General features: G+C 72.3%; 15 protein-coding genes and 1 pseudogene. 13 read left to right on the forward strand and 3 right to left on the reverse strand.

Going from position 1 to position 20,799, the window contains the following annotated elements; all coding sequences use genetic code 11:
- Positions 1-245, reverse strand: a pseudogene (locus CR938_RS07420) (hypothetical protein); the annotation flags it as partial.
- 54 nt (positions 246-299) lie between these two features.
- Between CR938_RS07420 and CR938_RS07425 the strand changes: the two are divergent.
- The 7 genes from CR938_RS07425 (at position 300) to CR938_RS07455 (ending at position 10,256) form a co-directional block, all read left to right on the forward strand.
- Entirely contained in the window at positions 300-2,453 is a 2,154-nt protein-coding gene (locus CR938_RS07425; protein WP_162124397.1) for a RelA/SpoT family protein, read from the forward strand.
- A 117-nt stretch (positions 2,454-2,570) separates the two neighbouring features.
- Positions 2,571-4,745, forward strand: coding sequence for a RelA/SpoT family protein (locus CR938_RS07430; protein ID WP_162124398.1), 2,175 nt, complete (start codon positions 2,571-2,573; stop codon positions 4,743-4,745).
- Positions 4,746-4,823: 78 nt separating this feature from the next.
- Positions 4,824-5,204 carry a RidA family protein gene (locus CR938_RS07435; RefSeq protein ID WP_162124399.1) on the forward strand — a complete coding sequence of 127 codons (381 nt, stop codon included), beginning with the start codon at positions 4,824-4,826 and terminating at the stop codon, positions 5,202-5,204.
- Positions 5,205-5,280: 76 nt separating this feature from the next.
- Complete coding sequence (recG, locus tag CR938_RS07440; protein WP_162124422.1) at positions 5,281-7,374, forward strand: ATP-dependent DNA helicase RecG; 2,094 nt, start codon at positions 5,281-5,283, stop codon at positions 7,372-7,374.
- 73 nt (positions 7,375-7,447) lie between these two features.
- Entirely contained in the window at positions 7,448-8,389 is a 942-nt protein-coding gene (locus tag CR938_RS07445; protein ID WP_162124400.1) for a nucleoside hydrolase, read from the forward strand.
- Between the two features lie 86 nt (positions 8,390-8,475).
- The gene (locus CR938_RS07450; protein WP_162124401.1) at positions 8,476-8,724 is read left to right on the forward strand and encodes a type B 50S ribosomal protein L31; all 249 of its coding nucleotides are present in this window, start codon (positions 8,476-8,478) and stop codon (positions 8,722-8,724) included.
- Between the two features lie 257 nt (positions 8,725-8,981).
- Positions 8,982-10,256, forward strand: a complete 1,275-nt coding sequence (locus CR938_RS07455) for a citrate synthase (protein ID WP_162124402.1) — start codon at positions 8,982-8,984, stop codon at positions 10,254-10,256.
- A gap of 96 nt (positions 10,257-10,352) precedes the next feature.
- Here CR938_RS07455 and CR938_RS07460 read toward each other — a convergent pair whose 3' ends face one another.
- A complete protein-coding gene (locus CR938_RS07460) occupies positions 10,353-11,000 on the reverse strand; it encodes a hypothetical protein (RefSeq protein WP_162124403.1) in 648 nt (215 codons plus the stop codon).
- 79 nt (positions 11,001-11,079) lie between these two features.
- Positions 11,080-13,533 carry a penicillin-binding protein 1A gene (locus CR938_RS07465; protein ID WP_162124404.1) on the reverse strand — a complete coding sequence of 818 codons (2,454 nt, stop codon included), beginning with the start codon at positions 13,531-13,533 and terminating at the stop codon, positions 11,080-11,082.
- A gap of 217 nt (positions 13,534-13,750) precedes the next feature.
- Between CR938_RS07465 and CR938_RS07470 the strand changes: the two genes are divergently transcribed.
- The 6 genes from CR938_RS07470 to CR938_RS07495 all read left to right on the forward strand — a co-directional run bounded on the left by CR938_RS07470 (position 13,751) and on the right by CR938_RS07495 (position 20,797).
- Positions 13,751-14,809 (forward strand): pilus assembly protein PilM, encoded by a 1,059-nt coding sequence (locus CR938_RS07470; RefSeq protein ID WP_162124405.1) that lies wholly within the window; start codon positions 13,751-13,753, stop codon positions 14,807-14,809.
- Positions 14,809-15,582 carry a PilN domain-containing protein gene (locus CR938_RS07475; protein WP_162124406.1) on the forward strand — a complete coding sequence of 258 codons (774 nt, stop codon included), beginning with the start codon at positions 14,809-14,811 and terminating at the stop codon, positions 15,580-15,582. Before CR938_RS07470 ends, CR938_RS07475 begins: the two co-directional genes overlap by 1 nt.
- The gene (locus CR938_RS07480; RefSeq protein WP_162124407.1) at positions 15,579-16,250 is read left to right on the forward strand and encodes a type IV pilus inner membrane component PilO; all 672 of its coding nucleotides are present in this window, start codon (positions 15,579-15,581) and stop codon (positions 16,248-16,250) included. Before CR938_RS07475 ends, CR938_RS07480 begins: the two co-directional genes overlap by 4 nt.
- Positions 16,251-16,303: 53 nt before the next feature.
- On the forward strand, positions 16,304-18,769 hold the full coding sequence (locus tag CR938_RS07485) for a pilus assembly protein PilP (protein WP_162124423.1): 2,466 nt from the start codon (positions 16,304-16,306) through the stop codon (positions 18,767-18,769).
- A 94-nt stretch (positions 18,770-18,863) separates the two neighbouring features.
- A complete protein-coding gene (locus CR938_RS07490; protein ID WP_162124408.1) occupies positions 18,864-19,880 on the forward strand; it encodes an AAA family ATPase in 1,017 nt (338 codons plus the stop codon).
- On the forward strand, positions 19,877-20,797 hold the full coding sequence (locus CR938_RS07495; RefSeq protein WP_162124409.1) for a DUF58 domain-containing protein: 921 nt from the start codon (positions 19,877-19,879) through the stop codon (positions 20,795-20,797). The genes CR938_RS07490 and CR938_RS07495 overlap by 4 nt, the downstream gene beginning before the upstream one ends.
- Positions 20,798-20,799: the final 2 nt, after the last annotated feature.

Here is a 20,799-nt window from a genome sequence, read left to right on the forward strand (position 1 = left end):
AAGTAGGGCCGCGCGAACCGCACCCCGCCCGGCGCCGGCTCGTCCGCGAGCGCGCCACGGCGCCGCAGCCAGGCCTCCAGCGCGGCCAGTTCAGCGGCGTCGAGCTTGTCCAGGCCGGCGGCGCGGAACTCGTCCGGAGTCATCGCCTCGCGCAGGCGGGAGCCGGCCGACTGCGCGGCCGCGACGGCCGTCGCCAACGCCAGCAGAACAACCAGCCCGGAACCGATCGTCGTGCGCAGTCGCATGCTTGTTCCTCCCGTGCGTTGGCCGCTAGTGTAGTCACATCCCCACGTGCCGGAATGGCCTTGCCACACCCTGACATCGACGGTCTGCACTCCCTGCTCCAGGGACCGGCCGTGGCGCCGTTCCCGGCGGCGCTGCGGGACAGCCTGTTGCGCGCGTGGGAGGCCGAGGGCACCGACCGCAGCCAGCGCGAAAGCTGGGCGGTGATCGCCGACACCCTGCGGATCCTGGGGCGGCTGGAGGCCGATGAGCCGGCCCTGGTCGCCGCGCTGCTGTTCGACCTGCCGGGGCTGCGCGCCGCCGTGGCTGCCGACGTGGCCGCGCGCTGGCCGGCCGTGCCCGGCCTGCTCGACGGCCAGGACGCCGCCGACCAGGTCTGGGCCCTGCACGCCGGGCGCGAGGCCGGGCGCAACAGCGAGGGCCTGCGCCGCCTGCTGCTGGCCATCATCCAGGACCTGCGGGTGGTGCCCCTGCTGCTGTCGCGGCAGCTGGCCAAGATGCGCGCGGCCGCCGCGCTGCCGGAGGAGGAGCGGCGCGCGCTGGCGCAGCTGACCCGCGACATCCACGCGCCGCTGGCCAACCGCCTGGGCATCTGGCAGCTGAAGTGGGAACTGGAGGACCTGGCCTTCCGCTACCTGGAGCCGGACACCTACCGGGCCATCGCCAGCGAGCTGGACGGCACCCGCGCCGAGCGCGAGCGCTACATCGAGCAGGTCAAGACGCAGCTGGGCGCGGCCCTGGCCGCACAGGGCCTGCAGGCCGAGATCACCGGGCGGCCCAAGCACATCTACAGCATCTGGCGGAAGATGCAGAAGAAGTCGCTGCCCATCGACAAGCTGTACGACCTGCGCGCGGTGCGGGTGATGGTGCAGGACGTGGCCGCCTGCTACGCCGCCCTGGGCGTGGTGCACGCGCTGTGGGTGCCGGTGCCCGGGGAGTTCGACGACTACATCGCCCGGCCCAAGCCCAACGGCTACAGCTCGCTGCACACCGCGGTGATCGGCCCGGAGGGGCGCACGCTGGAGGTGCAGATCCGCACCCGCGAGATGCACGAGCAGGCCGAGCTGGGCGTGGCCGCGCACTGGCGCTACAAGGAGGGCGGCAAGGGCGCGGACAAGGCCTTCGAGCGCAAGATCGCGTGGATGCGCCAGCTGCTGGAGCAGGCCGGCGAGGGCCGCGACGCCGAGCTGGCCGGCAGCCTGGACGCCGAGCTGGTCGAGGATCGGGTCTACGCGCTCACCCCCAAGGGCGAGGTGATCGACCTGCCGCAGGGCGCCACGCCGCTGGACTTCGCCTACCACGTGCACACCATGGTCGGGCACCGCTGCCGCGGGGCCAAGGTCAATGGCCGCATCGTGCCGCTGACCTACCGCCTGCGCAGCGGCGACAAGGTGGAGATCCTCACCGGCAAGGAGCCGGACCCGCGCCGCGACTGGCTGGTGCCCGCCAACGGCTACCTGGCCAGCGGCCGCTCGCGCGACAAGGTCCGTGCCTGGTTCCACAAGCTCGACCGTGCCCGCAACGTGCAGGCCGGCCGCGAGCTGCTGGAGCGCGAGCTCAAGCGCCTGGGCCTGCAGCAGGCCGACCTGGCGCCGGTGGCCAGGCGCTTCCACGCCGAGACGGTGGACGACCTGTACGTCCAGGTGGCGCTGGGCGACGTCGGCCCCAGCCAGGTCGGCCGCGCCCTGCTGGAGCTGGAGCGGGCGGCCGAGGCGCCGCCGGCGCCGCCGCCACGCCCGGAGCCGCGCCAGGCGCGCAAGCGCGGCGAGCCGGGCTTCACCGTGCAGGGCGTGGGCAACCTGCTGGTGCAGCTGGCGCGCTGCTGCCAGCCGGTGCCGGGCGAGGCCATCGCCGGCTACCTGACCCGCCACCGCGGCGTGACCGTGCACCGCGCCGGCTGTGCCGCCTTCGCCCGCCTGGCCGCGGCGCAGCCGCAGCGGGTGCTGCCGGTGGAGTGGGGCAGCCAGGGCAGCAGCTACGAGGTGGACGTGACGATCGCCGCGGTGGACCGCAAATGGCTGCTGAAGGACGTGACCACGGTGATCGCCCAGGAGGACGCCTACGTGGCCGACATCCGCTCGGACGTGCGCGGCGACGGCCGGGTGCAGCTGCGGGTGCGCCTGCGCGTGGCCCACTATGGCCAGCTGTCCGCCCTGCTGGGCAAGCTGGAGGCGCTGCCGGGCGTGGAGCGGGCCTGGCGCCTCGGCTGAGTCCCCCCGGGCCGCCGATCGACGCGGCGGATCGGCCCGCAAGAGGCCGCTTCCGGCGCCGGAATGCCCGTGCCGGCGGGGTTTGCCGCCGCCTTGGCGCTGGCATAGTCTTTCCGCATGACTCCCGGCCTTTCCGCCCAGGCATCTCCCCCCGCCCCGGTGCCCGTCCCCGACGAGCCGGTGCCGGACTACGTCCTCGACCTGGAGAAGGCCGCCTCCTACCTGCCCGCCGAGCAGCTCCCGCTGCTGCGCGAGGCCTGGCGCGTGGGCGCCGCCGCCCACGCCGGGCAGACCCGCAAGTCGGGCGAGCCGTACATCACCCACCCGGTGGCGGTGGCCAAGGTGCTGGCCGAGCTGGGCCTGGACGTGGAGACGCTGATCGCGGCGATCCTGCACGACACCATCGAGGACACCCCGCTGCGCCGGGAGGAGATCGCCGAGCGCTTCGGCGAGAACGTGGCCGAGCTGGTGGACGGCGTCACCAAGCTGGACAAGCTGAAGTTCCGCGACCGCCAGGAGGCGGCGGCCGAGAGCTTCCGCAAGATGCTGCTGGCCATGGCGCGCGACCTGCGCGTGATCATGATCAAGCTGGCCGACCGCCTGCACAACATGCGCACGCTCGGCGCGCAGAGCCGGGAGGCGCGGGTGCGCATCGCCCGCGAGACGCTGGAGATCTACGCGCCCATCGCCCAGCGCCTGGGCATGAGCCTGGTCAAGTCCGAGCTGCAGAACCTGGGCTTCCGCGCCCTGCACCCCTGGCGCCACGCCATCATCGAGAAGCACATCCGCAGCCAGCCGGTGATGCGCCGCGAGTCCATGGCGCAGGTCGAGGCCAAGCTGTCCCAGGGACTGGCGCGCGAGGGTCTGGAGCACCGCCTGGTCAGCCGGGTCAAGACGCCCTGGAGCATCTACAACAAGATGCAGGGCGAGGGCAAAAGCTTCGACCAGGTGATGGACGTCTTCGGCTTCCGCGTGGTGGTCAAGACGGTGTCGGACTGTTACCGGGCCCTTGGCGCCGTGCACGCGCAGTTCAAGCCGCTGGACGGCCGCTTCCGCGACTTCATCGCCATCCCCAAGGCCAACGGCTACCAGTCCCTGCACACGGTGCTGTTCGGCCCCTACGGCTCGCCGATCGAGGTGCAGATCCGCACCGAGGAGATGGACCTGATCGCCGAGCGCGGCATCGCCGCCCACTGGAGCTACAAGTACGGCAGCGACGGCCCCAACAGTGCGCAGAGCCGCGCCCACGCCTGGATCGTGGAGCTGATCGAGTCGCAGCGTGCCGCCGGCTCCTCGCTGGAGTTCCTCGAGAACGTCAAGGTGGACCTGTTCCCGGACGAGGTCTACCTGTTCACCCCCAAGGGCCGCATCCTGGCCCTGCCGCGCAACGCCACCGCCCTGGACTTCGCCTACGCCGTGCACACCGACGTGGGCAACCAGGCCGTGGCCGCGCGCGTGGACAAGAAGCTGGTGCCGCTGAAGACCAAGCTGTCCAGCGGCCAGACCGTGGAGATCATCACCGCCAAGTCGGCCGCGCCCAAGCCGCAGTGGCTGGAGTTCGTGGTCACCAGCAAGGCGCGCACCGCCATCCGCCACCAGCTCAAGCAGCTGGAGCACGAGGACGCGGTGCAGCTGGGCCACCGCATGCTCGACCGCGCGCTGGAGGCGATGGGCAGCTCGCTGGAGAAGCTGCCGGCGCAGCGCCTGGAGTCGTTCCTGGCCGAGCACCGCTTCCCACGCCTGGAGGCGTTCCTGGCCGAGATCGCGCTGGGCAACTGGATGCCCAGCCAGGCCGCGCAGGCGCTGATGGCCTACGCCGAGCTGCGCGGCGGCGCCCAGTCCAAGCACGTGCAGGAGAAGATCCTGATCAACGGCACCGAGGGGGGCGTGGTCAGCTTCGCCAACTGCTGCCAGCCGATCCCCGGCGACGAGATCATGGGCTACCACACCGCCGGCAAGGGCGTGGTGGTGCACCGCATGGACTGCCCGAACCTGGTCGAGTTCCGCAAGTCGCCCGAGCGCTGGGTGCCGATCGACTGGGACCCGGACGTGACCGGCGACTACGACACCTCGCTGATCGTGGACGTGGAGAACCACACCGGCGTGCTGGCGCAGCTGGCCGCGGCGGTCGCGCAGAGCGGGTCCAACATCGACCGGGTGGACTACCTGGACCGCGACAGCAACGCCGCACAGCTGCGCTTCGCCATCCAGGTGCGCAACCGCGCGCACCTGGCCGAGGTGATCCGCCGCCTGCGCCGCCTGAACGTGGTGCAGAGCGTGCGCCGGCAGTAGCCGCGTGCCCGCGCGCTGCCGGTGGCGGCGGCGGAGGGGCTAGAATCCCGGCCCTGTCCACGCACACCGGAACAGCCCATGTCCGAAATCATCCAGACCGACAAGGCGCCCGCGGCCATCGGCCCGTACTCGCAGGCCGTGCGCGCCGGCAACACCGTGTACTTCTCCGGCCAGATCCCGCTGGTGCCGGCCACCGGCGAGGTGGTGGAGGGCGGCATCGAGGCGCAGGCGCGCCAGGTGTTCGACAACCTCAAGGCCGTGGCCGAGGCCGCCGGCGGCTCGCTGGACCGGATCGTGCGCCTGGGCCTGTACCTGACCGACCTGTCCCAGTTCGCCACGGTCAACGCGGTGATGCAGGAGTACTTCTCCGCCCCGTACCCGGCCCGTTCCACCATCGGCGTGGCCGCCCTGCCCAAGGGCGTGGCGTTCGAGGCCGACGCCGTGATGGTGCTCGACTGAGCCTCCCGGGCAGGCGGAGCGCGGCGTGGCCGGTCCCCGGCGCCACACCCCGCCCCTGATCGCCGGCGCCGGTGCCATGCCGGTGTCCGCGCTCAAGGGCGTGGGCGCGCGCCTGGCCGAGAAGCTGGCCGCGCGCGGGCTGGGCACGGTGCAGGACCTGTGGCTGCACCTGCCGCTGCGCTACGAGGACCGCACCCGCCTGTCCCGCATCGCCGACCTGCGCCCGGGCGAGCCGGCACAGGTCGAAGGCCGGGTGGAGGCCGTGGAGCGCGGCTTCCGCTACCGGCCGGTGCTGCGCGTGGCCATCGGCGACGGTTCCCGCGCCACACTGGTGCTGCGCTTCTTCCACTTCCGCGCCGCCCAGGCCGCGCAGTTCCGTCCGGGCGTGCGCGTGCGCTGCTTCGGCACGCCGCGGCCGGGCCAGCACGGCCTGGAGATCGTCCATCCCAGCTACCGCATCCTGGCCGACGACGAGGCCGCGCCGCTGGGCCAGTCCCTGGACCCGGTGTACCCGGCGGTGGAGGGCGTGCCGCCGGCGGTGCTGCGGCGCCTGATCGGCCAGGCGCTGGACCTGCTGCCGGAGCCGGCGGCCATGGAGCTGCTGCCGCCGGAACTGCCGGAGCTGGTCGGCCTGCCGGGCCTGCGCCAGTCGCTGCTGACCCTGCACCGTCCCGCCCCCGGCGAGGACCTGGCCGCGCTGGCCGCCGGCACCCACCCGGCGCAGCGGCGCCTGGCGCTGGAGGAGCTGCTGGCCCACCACCTGAGCCTGCGTCGCCAGCGCCTGGCCCAGCAGAGCCAGCCGGCGCGGCCGCTGGCCGGCCCCGGCGAGCTGGCCGGGCGCCTGCTCCGGCAGCTGCCCTTCGCCCTGACCGGTGCCCAGCGCCGGGTGTTCGAGCAGGTCCGTGCCGACCTGGCGCGGCCGGTGCCGATGCTGCGCCTGGTCCAGGGCGACGTCGGCTCGGGCAAGACCGTGGTGGCGGCGCTGGCCGCCACCCTGGCGGTGGAACAGGGCTGCCAGGTGGCGCTGGCCGCGCCGACCGAGCTGCTGGCCGAGCAGCACCTGGCCAACCTGCGCGGCTGGCTGGAGCCGCTGGGCGTGCGCGTGGCCTGGCTGGCCGGCAAGGTCACAGGCAAGGCGCGCGCGCAGGTGCTGGCCGACGTGGCCTCCGGCGCCGCCCAGGTGGTGGTCGGCACCCACGCGCTGATGCAGGAGGGCGTGGCCTTCCACGACCTGGCCCTGGTGATCGTGGACGAGCAGCACCGCTTCGGCGTGCAGCAGCGCCTGGCGCTGCGCGACAAGGGCCCGGCGCACGGCCTGGTGCCGCACCAGCTGGTGATGACCGCCACGCCGATCCCGCGCACCCTGGCCATGACCGCCTACGCCGACCTGGATGTTTCGGCCATCGACGAGCTGCCGCCCGGCCGCACCCCGGTGCGCACCGTGGCGGTCAGCGCCGAGCGGCGACCGGAGCTGGTCGAGCGCGTGCGCGCGGCCTGCCGCGAGGGGCGGCAGGCGTACTGGGTGTGCACCCTGATCGAGGACCCGGAGGAGGGCGCGGGCGGCGCCCGCAACGGCGGCCGCGTCGAGGCGCAGGCCGCGCAGCGCACCTGGGAGATGCTGTCGGCGCAGCTGCCGGAGCTGCGCGTGGGCCTGGTGCACGGGCGCATGAGGGCCGCCGAGAAGCAGGCCACCATGCGCGCGTTCAAGGACGGCGCGCTCGACCTGCTGGTGGCCACCACCGTGATCGAGGTGGGCGTGGACGTGCCCAACGCCTCGCTGATGATCATCGAGAACGCCGAGCGCCTGGGCCTGGCGCAGCTGCACCAGCTGCGCGGGCGGGTGGGGCGTGGCGCGGCCGCCTCCACCTGCGTGCTGCTGTACCAGCCGCCGCTGTCGGCCATGGCGCGGCAGCGCCTGGAGACCCTGCGCACCACCTCCGACGGCTTCGTCATCGCCGAGAAGGACCTGGAGCTGCGCGGCCCGGGCGAGCTGCTGGGCACGCGCCAGACCGGCCTGGCCGCGTTCCGCATCGCCGACCTGGGCCGCGACGCCCACCTGCTGCCGCAGGTGCACGCGCTGGCCGACCGCCTGCTGGCGCAGCGCCCGGACGTGGCCGACAGGGTGGTGGCGCGCTGGGTCGGCGGCGCGGTGCGCTACGCCGCGGCCTGAAGCCGGTCGCCGGCGGTTTGCCCCGGACGCCGCGACGGGCGAAACTGGCCGGCCGTTTTCCTGGATCTGGCGAATGAGCGAGAAGATTCCGCTGCTGATCGACACCGACCCCGGCGTGGACGACGCGCTGGCGCTGTTGATGGCGTTCAACTCGCCGGCGCACGAGGTGGTGGGCCTGACCATCGCCGCCGGCAACGTCGGCCTGGCGCACACCGTGCGCAACGCGCTGAAGCTGTGCGAGGTGGCCGGGCGCGCGGACGTGCCCGTGTTCCCCGGCTGCGGGGGGCCGCTGGTGCACGCCCCGCGTGAGGACGCGGCGCACGTGCATGGCCGCGACGGTTTCGGCGACGTCGGCTATCCCGACCCGGCCGCCCGGCCCGCCGCCGAGCATGCCGCGCTGGCGATCCTGCGCCTGTCGCACGAACACGCCGGCCGCCTGGTGCTGGTCGCGCTGGGGCCGCTGACCAACCTGGCCCTGGCCCTGCGCCTGGACCCGACCCTGCCGCAGCGCCTGGCGCGGCTGGTGGTGATGGGCGGGGCGGTGAGTGCGCACGGCAACATCACCCCGGTGGCCGAGTTCAACGTCGGCTTCGACCCGGAGGCCGCGCATGTGGTGTTCAGCGGCTTCCCGCGCCTGGACCTGGCCGACTGGGAGGCGACCCTGGCCCACGGTCTGCACATGCGCCGGGTCGAGCAGTGGCTGGCGGCCGACTCGCCGCGGGCACGCTTCTACGAAGCGATCTCCCGCCGCACCCGGCACTGGTCGGAGGACCGCCGCGGCGAGCACTGGCACTCGGCCGACGCCCTGGCCATGGCCTGGGCGCTGGAGCCGGAGGGGGCGCTGGAACTGGCCGAGCGCCCGGTGGCGGTGGAGACCGAAGGGCGCCTGGCCCGCGGCCTGACCGCGGTGGACTGGAACCGGCAGACCGGTGCCCCGGACAACGCCCGCATCCTGCTGCGCTACGACCAGGCCCGCTTCGAGGCCCGGATCCAGGCTGCGCTGGCCGCCGCCTGAGCGTGGGGCAGGCCCCGGCTTGCGCCTGGGCCTGCCGGACGGCTAGAATGCTTGGCTCCGTTCCGAATTCCCATACGGTGTACGCCATGAAGGCCGGCATCCATCCCGAATACCGCGAAGTCGTCTTCCACGACGTCACCTCCGACTTCAAGTTCCTGACCCGCTCGACCCTGGCGGCCAGCGCCAAGGAAACGATCAAGTGGGAGGATGGCAACGAGTATCCGCTCGTCAAGATCGAAATCTCGTCGGCCTCGCACCCGTTCTACACCGGCAAGCACAAGGTCGTGGACACCAGCGGCCGCATCGACAAGTTCCAGCGCCGCTACGCCCGCTGAGCCGGCCGCCCCGCGGGGCGTGCACCGACGAAGCCGAAGTCGTACGCCGGACGGCCGCGCTTGCGCGGCCGTCTTGCTGTGCGCGGTTTGGCGCCCGCCGGCTGGAACGGTGTGTGTCATACCTTGGCAGCAGGGACGCATACCGCGGGGTATGCGATAATTCCGCGGATTCGCGGCCGCTGCCGCGGACGAAATTCGCGACCGCAGCGGCGCTGTGCGCCCTCCTGCGGTGATCACCCCATAGAGGAGCGCACATCGTGTCCCATTCCGATCAGGTCACCCTGAACGCCGGCGAGAAGTCGGTGACCCTGCCGGTGCTCAAGCCCACCCTGGGCAACGACTGCGTGGATATCGCCAGGCTGCCCAAGGAAACCGGGCTGTTCACCTACGACTCGGGCTTCACCGCGACCGCCAGCTGCAAGTCGGCGGTGACCTACATCGACGGCGATGCCGGCGTGCTGCTGTACCGCGGCTACCCGATCGAGCAGCTGGCCGAGAAGTCCAGCCACGTGGCCGTCGCCTACGCCCTGCTCAACGGCGACCTGCCCAGCGCCGAGCAGCTCAAGGCCTTCGAGGCCGAGCTGGCCGCCGAGGCCGGCGTGAGCGAGGCGATCCACACCCTGATCGGCTCGTTCGACCGCAAGGCGCACCCGATGGCGATCCTGGCCGCGGCCATCGCCCACCTGGCCGCCGAGTACCACGACTCGCTGGACCTGTCCGACGCCGAGCAGCGCCGCAAGGCCGCCGTGCGCCTGATCGCCAAGGTGCCGACCCTGTCGGCGCTGATCTACCGCCACGGCCAGGGCCTGCCGGCCAACAAGCCGGACGCCTCGCTGGACTACGTGTCCCGCTTCCTGAAGCAGACCTTCGAGTCGGCCGACGGCAAGTACGAGCTCAACCCGGCCGTGGTCAAGGCGCTGGACGTGCTGTTCATCCTGCACGCCGACCACGAGCAGAACGCCTCCACCTCGACCGTGCGCCTGGTCGGCTCCACCGGCGCCAACCCGTACGCCTCGGTCGTCGCCGGCGTCACAGCGCTGTGGGGTCCGGCCCACGGCGGCGCCAACGAGGCCGTGCTGAAGATGCTCGAGGAGATCGGCACCGCCGACAACGTCGAGTCGGCCGTGCTCAAGGCCAAGGACAAGACCTCGGGCTTCCGCCTGATGGGCTTCGGCCACCGCGTCTACAAGAACTTCGACCCGCGCGCCAAGATCATCCGCGAGATGACCCACAAGGTGCTGGGCGAGCTGGGCGTCAACGACCCGCTGCTGGAAGTGGCGATGAAGCTCGAGGCCGCGGCGCTGAAGGACGAATACTTCGTGCAGCGCAAGCTGTACCCGAACGTGGACTTCTACAGCGGCATCATCTACAAGGCGCTGAAGATCCCGACCGAGATGTTCACGGTCATGTTCGCCCTGGCCCGCACCGCCGGCTGGGTGTCGCACTGGCTGGAGCAGCAGGTGGATCCGGAGATGAAGATCGGCCGCCCGCGCCAGGTCTACATCGGCCACGCCAAGCGCGACGTGGCCTGACCGGCGCGCGCCCCCTGCGCCTTGCGAGAACGCCCCGCGCGAGCGGGGCGTTTTTCTTTGCGCCGCCGGTGGCGTGGCCGTGCGGCGGGCGCGCCGTCAGCGCAGGCCCTCGCAGGCGGCGATCTCCTCCCCGGCCAGCAGCTGGCGCAGCTGTGCCAGCGAGGCGCGGCGCATGGGCTTCTCGTCCACCGCCGACAGCGGTGCCTGGCGCAGCGCGTCCAGCGGCAGCACGGTCAGGTCGAAGGGCAGATCCTCGGCGGCGAACACCCACACCGGGAAGTCGCCGCTGCGCTCGCGGTCCAGGCGCAGGCGCCGGGTGCGCGACTCGGCCGGGATGCCGTGCTCGTCGAGGAACAGCGCCACCGCCTCCGGGTCGTCCGAGAACAGCTGCAGCAGCACCGGCGAGCCGGCGTCGGCGGTGCCCTCCAGCACCGGCCCGACCAGACGCGGCTGGAATCGGGCGAAGAATTCCAGGGCGCGCACCGCGGCCTCGCGCCGGCGGCGCAGGGCGAGGGCCTGCTCGGGGCCCTGGAAGATGCGCTGGTACTCGCGCAGGGCCTCCTCGATCTCGCGGTTGCGCGGCAGCGAAGCGTCGTCGTGGATGCCCAGGCGGTTGGCGGCCTTGAGCTTGGCCTGGTGGTAGTCGCGGATGCCGCCTTCGGCCATCAGCCGGGCGGCCTCGTAGGCCAGGCGCCGGCGGCGCTCGCGGGTGCGGGTCTCGGCGTGCTGGCGGGCGCGGTGCATGGTCCACACTCCGTTCGAGGCCTGGGCCCGACTGTAGCGCAACGGCGTGGCCGATCCAACGACGCGGCCGCCGCCGCGCTCAGAAGATGTCGAAGGCCTCTTCCTCGTCCGCCGGCGTGCCGAAGAAGTCCGGCGCGCTGTACAGGCGCTCCAGGTCCTCGACCTTGATGTACTCGGGGCGACCGCCGCCCTCGGCGGAGATGCGCCCGGACTCGTCCACGTGCACCAGCACCATGCCCGCCGGCGGCTCCAGCGGCATCACCGGCCGGCCCTCCAGGGCCACGCGCATGTAGTCGATCCAGATCGGCAGCGCGGCCTTGCCGCCGTACTCGCGGTAGCCCAGCGACTTGAAGTCGTCGCGGCCGACCCAGACGGTGGTGGCCAGGTCGCCGCCGAAGCCGGAGAACCAGGCGTCGCGGTGGTCGTTGGTCGAGCCGGTCTTGCCGCCCACGTCCTCGCGGCCGAGCACCCTGGCCGCGGCGCCGGTGCCGCGCTGGACCACGTCGCGCATCATCGACGCGAGCTGGTAGGCGCTGCGCTCGTCGATCGCGCGCGGGGCGACCTTCGCGTCCGCCGGCAGGGGAGCGGTCCCGGTGGCCTCCGTGGCCGGTTCTGCCGTCTGTGCCTGCGCGCCCGGGGCGGGCAGGGCGCCGAAGTTGAAGCCGTCCACCACCTGCGGGGCCTGGGCGCCGGCCTGGCCGCCGCCGCCGCAGGTACGGCAGGCCACCAGCGGCTCGTGCTTGTACACCACCCGGCCGTCGCGGTCGCGGACCTCGTCGATCAGCCAGGTGTCCACCCGCGAGCCGCCGTTGGCGAACACGGCGTAGGCGCGCGCCACCGACAGCGGAGTCAGCGAGGCCGTGCCCAGGGACATGGACAGGTTGGGCGGCAGCTCGGACTCCTCGAAGCCGAACTGGGTGATGAAGCGGCGGGCGAAGTCCACGCCGATGGCGTCCAGCAGGCGCACCGAGACCAGGTTGCGCGACTGCACCAGCGCCTCGCGCAGGCGCATCAGGCCCTTGAACTTGCCGTCGTCGTTCTGCGGCGACCAGGTGTGGCCGCGGCGGTCGCGGAACACCACCGGGGCGTCGAGCACCACCGAGGCCGGGTTGAAGCCCTTCTCGAAGGCCGCAGCGTACACGAACGGCTTGAAGCTGGAGCCGGGCTGGCGGCGCGCCTGGGTGGCACGGTTGAACTTGTTGCCGGCGAAGCTGTAGCCGCCGACCAGGGCGCGCAGGGCGCCGGTGTTGGCGTCCAGCGAGACCAGCGCGGCCTGGGCGCGCGGCACCTGGTCCAGCAGGTACTCGCCCTCCTTCTCGCCACGCCGCACCCGCCCCACGTCGCCACGGGCCAGCAGCGCAGCCGGGCTCTTGCCGGTCCAGCGCGCCGCCGGCGCGCCGAGCCCCACCCGGCTGCCGTCGGCCAGCCCCCCCTGGGCGCTGCCGCCCGCGGCGGTGGCGGCGCCCCCCGCCGGCAGCAGGTCGGCCGGCGCCGAGATGCCGGCGATGGCCCGGGCCAGGGCCCTGTCGTCGGCGTCGGCCGGCAGCTCCAGCTTCTGCTCGACCCCGTGCCAGCCGTGGCGGTGGTCGTACAGGCGCAGGCCCTCGCGCACGGCGCGGTCGGCGGCCATCTGCAGGTCGGCGTCGATGGTGGTGGTGACCCGGTAGCCGCGGGTCAGCGACTCCGGGCCGAAGCGCTCCAGCATCTCCTGGCGGACCATCTCGGCCACGTACGGGGCCGGGGCCTCCAGCGGCGGCTCGTGCGGGGTGGCGTGCATCGGCACCGCCTTGGCCGCGGCCGCCTCGGCCGCGGTCACGAAGCCCAGCTCGGCCATGCGGTCGAGGATGTAGTCGCGGCGGATGCGCGCGCGCTCGGGGTTGCTGATCGGGTTGCCGGAGGAGGGGAACTTGGGGATGCCGGCCAGCGAGGCCATCTCGTCCAGGTCCAGCTCGTCCAGCTTCTTGCCGTAGTAGTACTCGGCGGCGGCGGCCACGCCGTAGGCGCGGTTGCCGAAGAAGCTCTTGTTGAGGTACAGCTCCAGGATCTGGTCCTTGCTCAGGACCTTCTCCATGCGGATGGCCAGCAGCATCTCGGCCAGCTTGCGCCGGTAGCTGTACTCGGAGCTGAGGAAGAACTGGCGGGCCACCTGCTGGGTGATGGTGGAGCCGCCGGGCACACGCTTGGCGTCGGTGGTGGCCAGCAGCCAGACCGCGCGGGCCACGCCCTTGTAGTCCACGCCGCCGTGCTCGTAGAAGCGCGCGTCCTCGATGGCGATGAAGGCCTGGCGCAGGCGTTCGGGCACCTGGTCGATGGTCACCGGGTAGCGCCGGGCCTCGCCGAACACGGCCATCAGCCGGCCGTCGGCGGCGTGCACGTACAGCGGCTCCTGCATCTCGACCCGGCTCAGCGTGGACACGTCGGGCAGCTGGGCCGAGATCCTCGCGTACAGGACGGCCAGGGCGATGCCGGCCAGCAGGGCCAGGCCCGCGGCGGTGATCAGGGCCCAGCGCAGCAGGCGGCGGAAAAGGGGCATGGACTCAAGGGCCGATTGTAGATTTCGCGGCCGCAGAGTATAGAGGAACAACGCGGACCCCTCCGGGGACGGTCCGCCAAGGAGGAGGCCGCCGGGGGCAAGCGTCCGCGTGGCCTGTCCGGGGGGGCCGGGGTTGCCAAGCGTAAAAGCGTCGTTATCTAATGCGCGGGCACAGGGGGTTCAACGTGTCCAAGTGCCTGTCGGCAGGGGAGAAACCGTGGGGCTCATCCCGAAAAGCCAGTCGCCGCTGATCGGCGTCGACATCAGCTCGACTGCGGTCAAGCTGTTGCAGCTGTCGCGTAGCGGCAACCGTTACCGCGTGGAGCACTACGCGGTCGAACCGCTGCCACCCAACGCGGTGGTGGAGAAGAACATCGTCGAGGTGGAAGCGGTGGGCGAGGCCATCCGCCGCGCCGTGAACCGTTCCGGCACCCGGGCCAAGTACGCCGCGGCCGCGGTCGCCGGCTCGGCGGTGATCACCAAGATCATCCCCATGCCGGCCGACCTGGACGAGGACGAGATGGAGGCCCAGGTCGAGCTGGAGGCGGTCAACTACATCCCGTACCCGATCGAGGAAGTGAACCTGGACTTCGAGGTGCTGGGCCCGATGCCCAACAACCCGGAGATGGTCCAGGTGCTGCTGGCCGCCTCGCGTTCGGAGAACGTGGAGCTGCGCCAGTCCGCGCTCGAACTGGGCGGCTTGACCGCCAAGGTCATGGACGTGGAGGCCTTCGCGGTCGAGAACGCCTTCGCCCTGATCGCCGGCGACCTGCCGGTGGGGCCCGACGGCGTGGTCGCGCTGGTGGACATCGGCGCCACCATGACCACGCTCAACGTCATCCGCGGCGGCCGCAGCCTGTACAGCCGCGAGCAGGTGTTCGGCGGCAAGCAGCTGACCGACGAGGTCATGCGCCGCTACGGCCTGACCTACGAGGAGGCCTGTCTGGCCAAGCGCCAGGGCGGCCTGCCGGATTCCTACGCGCAGGAAGTGCTGGAGCCGTTCAAGGAGGCCACGGTCTGGCAGATCAGCCGACTGCTGCAGTTCTTCTACGCCGGCAGCGAGTACAACCGCGTCGACCAGATCATGCTGGCCGGCGGCTGCGCGGCCATCGCCGGCCTGCCGGAGATGGTCGAGGAGCAGCTCGGCGTGCCGACGGTGGTGGCCAACCCGCTGGCGCAGATGACACTCGGTCCGCGCGTGCAGCCGCAGGCGCTGAGCCAGGATGCGCCCGCGCTGATGATCGCCACCGGGCTGGCCCTGAGGAGCTTCGACTGATGGCACGCATCAATCTCCTGCCCTGGCGCGCCGAGCGCCGCAAGCAGCGGCAGCGCGAGTTCCAGGGCATGCTCGGCCTGGCTGCGCTCGGCGGCGCGCTGCTGTCCTTCCTCATCTGGCTCCACTACGACCGGCAGATCGAGGGCCAGCACGAACGCAACGCGTTCCTGGAGGCCGAGATCGCCAAGGTCAAGAAGCAGAACGAGGAGATCAAGGAACTCGACGCCAAGAAGGACCGTCTGCTGGCCCGCAAGAAGGTCATCGAGGAGCTGCAGGCCAACCGCTCGCAGATGGTCCACCTGTTCGACGCGCTGGTGCGCACCATCCCCGACGGCGTGGTGCTGACCTCGCTCAAGCAGGAAGGCGACATCCTCACCCTGCAGGGCAGCGCGCAGTCCAATGCGCGCGTATCCGCCTACATGCGCAACCTCGAGGGCTCCGGCTGGATGACCAGGCCGGACCTGTCGATCATCGAGGCCAAGGACGAGAAGGCCGAGCAGGCCGCGCCGGTCGGCCGGACCCTGCCGTACAACTTCACCCTCAAGGTCACCCTGGCCAACCCGCAGCAACAGCAGCAGGGCGAGGGGCTGGCCGACGCGGTGGCCGACGCGGCCGCCGCCGAGGCCGCGGACGCCCCGGCCGAGGCCGCGCCCGCGCAGGAGGCCGGCGGGGCCAGCCCGGAGCAGCCGGCGCCGCAGCAGGTCCCGGCCGCGCCGGCGCCGGCCGAAGCGCCTGAGGCCCAGAGCCAGACCCAGGGGAGCGCGGCGCCATGAGTCAGAAGAAGAAAAAGAAGATCAAGCTCAGCGAGCTGGACTTCAACAACATCGGCAGCTGGCCGCAGCAGGCCAAGACGGTGTTCTGTGTCCTGCTGGCCGTGTTCATCGTGGTGATGACCTACCTGCTGGTCATCCGCGGCAAGGTCGAGGAGCTGGAGGGGCTGGAGCGGCGCGAGGCCGACCTGCGCGCGCAGTTCGAGACCGAACAGGGCCGCGCGGCCAACCTCGAACCGCTGCGCCAGCAGTTGGCGCAGATGGAGCAGGTGCTGCAGCAGATGCTGCGCCAGCTGCCCAGCAAGACCGAGATGCCGGACCTGATCATCGACATCTCGCAGACCGCGCTGTCCAGCGGCCTGACCAACGAGCTGTTCCAGCCGGGTCCGGAGATTCCCAAGGAGTTCTACGCCGAGAAGCCGATCGCGCTGCGCATGGTCGGCAACTACCACCAGTTCGGCGCCTTCGTCAGCGGCGTGGCCTCGCTGCCGCGCGTGGTGATCCTGACCATGCACGACATCTCGCTCAAGCCGAAGGAGCGCCGCGGCGGCATCCGCCCCGGCGGCATGCTGGAACTGTCCGGCACGGTGAAGACCTACCGCTACCTGGACGAGTTCGAAATCTCCCAGCAGGAGCAGGGCGCCGCCAACGGCGCGGGAGGCGGCGCATGAGCAGGCAGCACGTTGCCGGGATGGGCCGTGCCATGCGGGTGCTGGGGGCCTCGATGCTGGCGCTGGCGCTGGGCGCCTGCGCACGCGGCGTGACCAGCACGCCCGGGGACGCCCCGAACCTGGAGAAGTGGGTGGCCGAGGTGCGCGCACGTCCCGCGCCGCCGCTGGAGCCGCTGCCGGTGATGCAGCAGTTCGAGACGTTCGAGTACTCGGCCCAGGACCGCCGCGACCCGTTCAGCGATGCCTGGAACAACCCGGACGGCGGCGTCGGCCTGCGTCCGGACCCGAACCGGCGCAAGGAGCCGCTCGAGCAGTTCCCGCTGGACAGCCTCGACATGGTGGGCACCATCGGCACGGGTCCGAACCTGGTGGCGCTGGTGATGGCCCCGGACAAGGTCACCCACCGGGTGCGCCCGGGGACCTACATGGGCCAGGCCGACGGCCGGGTCACCGCCGTGTACGAGGACAGGATCGAGCTGGTCGAGCTGGTGCCGGATGGTGCGGGGGGCTGGCTGGAACGTCCGGCCGCCATCGCGCTCGAAGATCAATGGTTAGGGGATAGCACGATGACCGTTACCAATGCCCAGAGCCTGCGCACCCTGCGGCGCCCGGCGATCCTGAGGGCCTGCGGGCTGGGGCTCGCGATCGCCCTGTCCACGGCCGCCGTCCACGCCGCCGAGCCCGCCGCCGCCGCCGGTTCGGCGCAGGAGGCCAAGGCCAGCGTGTCCCATATCGACTTCCGGCGCGGCGAGGGCGGCGCCGGCCGCCTGGTCCTGCGCTTCGACGGTGAAGGCGTGACCCCGGACCTGCGCAGCCAGGACGGCAGCGTGGTGGTGGATGTGGCCCGCGCCACCCTGCCGGCCAACCTGCAGCGCTCGCTGGACGTGGTCGACTTCGCCACTCCGGTGCAGCGCATCGACGCCCGCCCCTACGGCGGCGGCGTACAGCTGGTGCTGGCCACCCGCGGCGAGTACGAGTCGCTGGCCTACCAGTCCGGCAACGAGTACGTGGTCGAGGTCACCCCGCGTGCCGGCGAGCCGGCGGTGGGCGCGGTCAACGCCGACAGCGTCGCCGCCGCGCGCGCCCGCCTGGAGGCCCGTCCGTACTCCGGCCGCCCGGTGACCTTCAACTTCCAGGACGTGCCGGTGCGCACCGTCCTGCAGCTGATCGCCGAGGAGTCCAACCTCAACATCGTGGCCTCCGACACCGTGCAGGGCAACGTGACCCTGCGCCTGGTGAACGTGCCCTGGGACCAGGCCCTGGACATCGTCCTGCGCGCCAAGGGCCTGGACAAGCGCCGCGACGGCAACGTGATCTGGGTGGCGCCGCAGCCCGAACTGGCCGCGTTCGAGAAGGCCAAGGAGGACGCGCGCATCGACCTGGACAACCGCGTCGACCTGATCACCGACTACGTCCAGATCAACTACCACTCGGCCGCCGCCATCTACAAGGCGCTGACCGAAGCCCGCGGCATCGGCGGCCAGACCGGCCAGGGCGGCACGAACCAGAACGAGACCGGCTTCCTGTCGCCGCGCGGCCGCATCGTCGCCGACGAGCGCACCAACACGCTGATGATCAGCGATATCCCGAAGAAGGTCGCGCAGATGCGCGAGCTGATCAGCGTAATCGACCGTCCGGTGGACCAGGTGCTGATCGAGGGCCGCATCGTGGTGGCCACCGACAGCTTCGCCCGCGAGCTGGGCGCGCGCTTCGGCATCAGCGGCAACCGCGACAACGTCTACTTCAGCGGCAACCTGGACGCCAACACCCAGAACCGCAATTCCGACGTCGACGCGCAGCGCGCCAACGCCAACCTGCTGCGCGACTGGCAGATGCAGCGTGATGCGGCGCTGGCCGCCGGCAACCCGGTCCCGCCGATGCCGGTGCTCAACAGCTCCACCATCACCCGCGGCCTGAACGTCAACCTGCCGGTGCCGAGCGCCATGAACCCGGCCGGCCTGGCGCTGTCCATCCTCAACGCCGGTTACCTGCTGGACGTCGAGCTGAGCGCCATGCAGGAGGAGCGCCGCGGCGAGGTCATCTCCAACCCGCGCGTGGTCACCTCCAACCAGCGCGAGGCGATCATCCGCCAGGGCCGCGAGGTGGGCTACGTGACCATGACCGGCGCCGCCGGTGCGGTCGCCACCCCGAACGTCCAGTTCAAGGACGTGCTGCTGGAGCTGAAGGTCGTGCCGACCATCACCCACGACAACCGCGTCTTCCTCGACGTCAACGTCAAGAAGGACGAGGTGATCGGCTACCTCGACACCAGCATCGGCACGGTGCCGGAGATCGCCAAGCGCGAGGTCAACACCGCCGTGCTGGTGGACGACGGCCAGACCGTGGTGATCGGTGGCGTGTACGAGTTCACCGACTCCAACAGCGTGGCCAAGGTGCCGTTCCTGGGCGACGTGCCGTTCCTCGGCGCGCTGTTCAAGAAGAAGGGCCGCAGCAAGGAGAAGGCCGAGCTGCTGATCTTCCTGACCCCGAAGGTCATGCGCGTGGAAAAGCGCGCCTGAGCCGGGCGGCACGGGAAACACCCGCGGACGGGGCCCTCGTGGCCCCGTCCTTTTTTGCGCCGCGTTCATGCGCGGTGAACCCGGCGCGGCGCGGATGGGTCAGAATCGGGCCATGGACAATCCCGTGACCGAAGCCGCCGACGGCGGCCTGCACCAGGCCTTCGTGGCCCTGCGCGAGCGCCTGTCGGCGGCCATCGTCGGCCAGTCCGCGCTGGTCGAGCGCCTGCTCATCGCCCTGCTGGCCGACGGCCACCTGCTGGTCGAGGGCGCGCCTGGCCTGGCCAAGACCACCGCCATCCGCACCCTGGCCGCGCACCTGGACGCCGAGTTCGCGCGCGTGCAGTTCACCCCGGACCTGCTGCCGGCCGACCTCACCGGCACCGAGGTGTGGCGGCCGCAGGAGGGGCGCTTCGAGTTCCAGCCCGGCCCGGTGTTCCACTCGCTGCTGCTGGCCGACGAGATCAACCGCGCCCCGGCCAAGGTGCAGTCGGCCCTGCTGGAGGCCATGGCCGAGCGCCAGGTCACCGTCGGCCGCCGCACCTACGCCCTGCCGCGCCTGTTCCTGGTGATGGCCACACAGAACCCGATCGAGCAGGAGGGCACCTTCCCGCTGCCGGAGGCGCAGCTGGACCGCTTCCTGATGCACGTGCGCATCGGCTATCCCGATGCGGCGGTGGAGGGCGAGATCCTGCGCCTGGCCCGGGAGGGCGCGCGCCAGGCCCTGGACGCTCCGCCCGCGCCGGTGGAGCGCATGGCCCAGGAGCAGGTGTTCGCCGCCCGCGCGCGGGTGCTGGACCTGTACATGGCGCCGCCGCTGGAGCGCTATCTCATCGAGCTGGTGCTGGCCTCGCGCGACGCAGGCCGCTACGACCCGGCGCTGGCCCGGCGCATCGCCTGGGGCGCCAGCCCGCGCGGCTCCATCGCCCTGGAGCGCTGTGCACGGGCGCGGGCCTGGCTGGCCGGGCGCGACTACGTCACCCCCGAGGACGTGCGCGCGGTGGCGCCGGACGTGCTGCGCCACCGCGTGCTGCCCAGCTACGAGGCCCTGGCCGAGGGCTGGGACGGCGAACGCCTGGTCGCCGCACTGCTGGAAAAGGTGCCGGTGCCGTGAGCGGCGCGGGCGTGGCGGCCGGGTCCGCGGCCGGCACGGGCGTGGTGCCGGAGCTGGCCGAACTGGTGGCGCTGCGCCGGCAGGCCCGCCGTGGCGCCTGGCCGCGCCGCGGCCGCCACGGCCTGCACGGGCCGGCGCCGGCGCAGGCGCGCGGGCGTGGCATGGAGTACGCCGAGTCGCGCGAGTACGTGCCCGGTGACGACGTGCGCCACATGGACTGGCGCCTGACCGCGCGCACCGGCCGTGCCCACACCAAGCTGTTCCAGGCCGAGCGCGAGCGCCTGACCCTGCTGGTGGCCGACACCGCCACGTCCCTGTACTTCGGCACCCGCGTGCGCTTCAAGTCGGTGCAGGCCGCGCGCGCCGGTGCGGTGGCGGCCTGGTCGGCGGTGCTGGCCGGCGACCGCATCGCCGCCCTGCGGAGCGGCGCGCCGGCGGTCGCGCCGGCTACGGGCGAGCGCGGGGCCATGCGCGTGCTCGACGCGCTGGCGCGCTGGTACGCGGCGCCGCCCGCGGACGACGCCGGCCTGGAGCAGGCCCTGGACCATGCCCAGCACCTGCTGCGGCCGGGCGCGCGGCTGGTGGTGCTGGCCGATCCCGGCAGCGCGGCGCGGGTGCCGGCGCTGCGCTGGACCGCGCTGGCCCGCCCCCACGAGGCCACCCTGGTGCTGCTGCAGGACCGCCTGGAGACCGCGCCGCCGCCGCGTGACCTGGCGGTGTGGACGGCCGGCCGCCGCCTGCTGCTGCCGCTGCAGCGTCCGGTCGTGCGCCAGCGCTGGCTGCACGCCCTGGCCGAACCGGCGCAGGCCCTGGCGCGCGCCCTGCCGGGACAGGGCTGGCAGGGGCGCCGCCTGTACACGGACGATCCCGCCGAGGCCTGGCTGCAGCCTGCGGCTGCGGAAGCGGAGGAGGACTAGGC

Origin of the sequence: Pseudoxanthomonas taiwanensis, from assembly GCF_010093135.1 — a bacterium.
Taxonomy (GTDB): Bacteria; Pseudomonadota; Gammaproteobacteria; order Xanthomonadales; family Xanthomonadaceae; genus Pseudoxanthomonas; species Pseudoxanthomonas taiwanensis.

What these genes read in the sequence shown, in the direction of transcription:
- CR938_RS07465 (WP_162124404.1), bottom strand. Translation starts at nt 13,533, where the DNA reads ATGCCCCTTTTCCGCCGCCTGCTGCGCTGGGCCCTGATCACCGCCGCG.
- CR938_RS07475 (WP_162124406.1), top strand. Translation starts at nt 14,809, where the DNA reads ATGGCACGCATCAATCTCCTGCCCTGGCGCGCCGAGCGCCGCAAGCAG.
- CR938_RS07430 (WP_162124398.1), top strand. Translation starts at nt 2,571, where the DNA reads ATGACTCCCGGCCTTTCCGCCCAGGCATCTCCCCCCGCCCCGGTGCCC.
- CR938_RS07480 (WP_162124407.1), top strand. Translation starts at nt 15,579, where the DNA reads ATGAGTCAGAAGAAGAAAAAGAAGATCAAGCTCAGCGAGCTGGACTTC.
- CR938_RS07445 (WP_162124400.1), top strand. Translation starts at nt 7,448, where the DNA reads ATGAGCGAGAAGATTCCGCTGCTGATCGACACCGACCCCGGCGTGGAC.
- recG (WP_162124422.1), top strand. Translation starts at nt 5,281, where the DNA reads ATGCCGGTGTCCGCGCTCAAGGGCGTGGGCGCGCGCCTGGCCGAGAAG.
- CR938_RS07490 (WP_162124408.1), top strand. Translation starts at nt 18,864, where the DNA reads ATGGGTCAGAATCGGGCCATGGACAATCCCGTGACCGAAGCCGCCGAC.
- CR938_RS07425 (WP_162124397.1), top strand. Translation starts at nt 300, where the DNA reads ATGGCCTTGCCACACCCTGACATCGACGGTCTGCACTCCCTGCTCCAG.
- CR938_RS07435 (WP_162124399.1), top strand. Translation starts at nt 4,824, where the DNA reads ATGTCCGAAATCATCCAGACCGACAAGGCGCCCGCGGCCATCGGCCCG.
- CR938_RS07460 (WP_162124403.1), bottom strand. Translation starts at nt 11,000, where the DNA reads ATGCACCGCGCCCGCCAGCACGCCGAGACCCGCACCCGCGAGCGCCGC.
- CR938_RS07485 (WP_162124423.1), top strand. Translation starts at nt 16,304, where the DNA reads ATGCTGGCGCTGGCGCTGGGCGCCTGCGCACGCGGCGTGACCAGCACG.
- CR938_RS07450 (WP_162124401.1), top strand. Translation starts at nt 8,476, where the DNA reads ATGAAGGCCGGCATCCATCCCGAATACCGCGAAGTCGTCTTCCACGAC.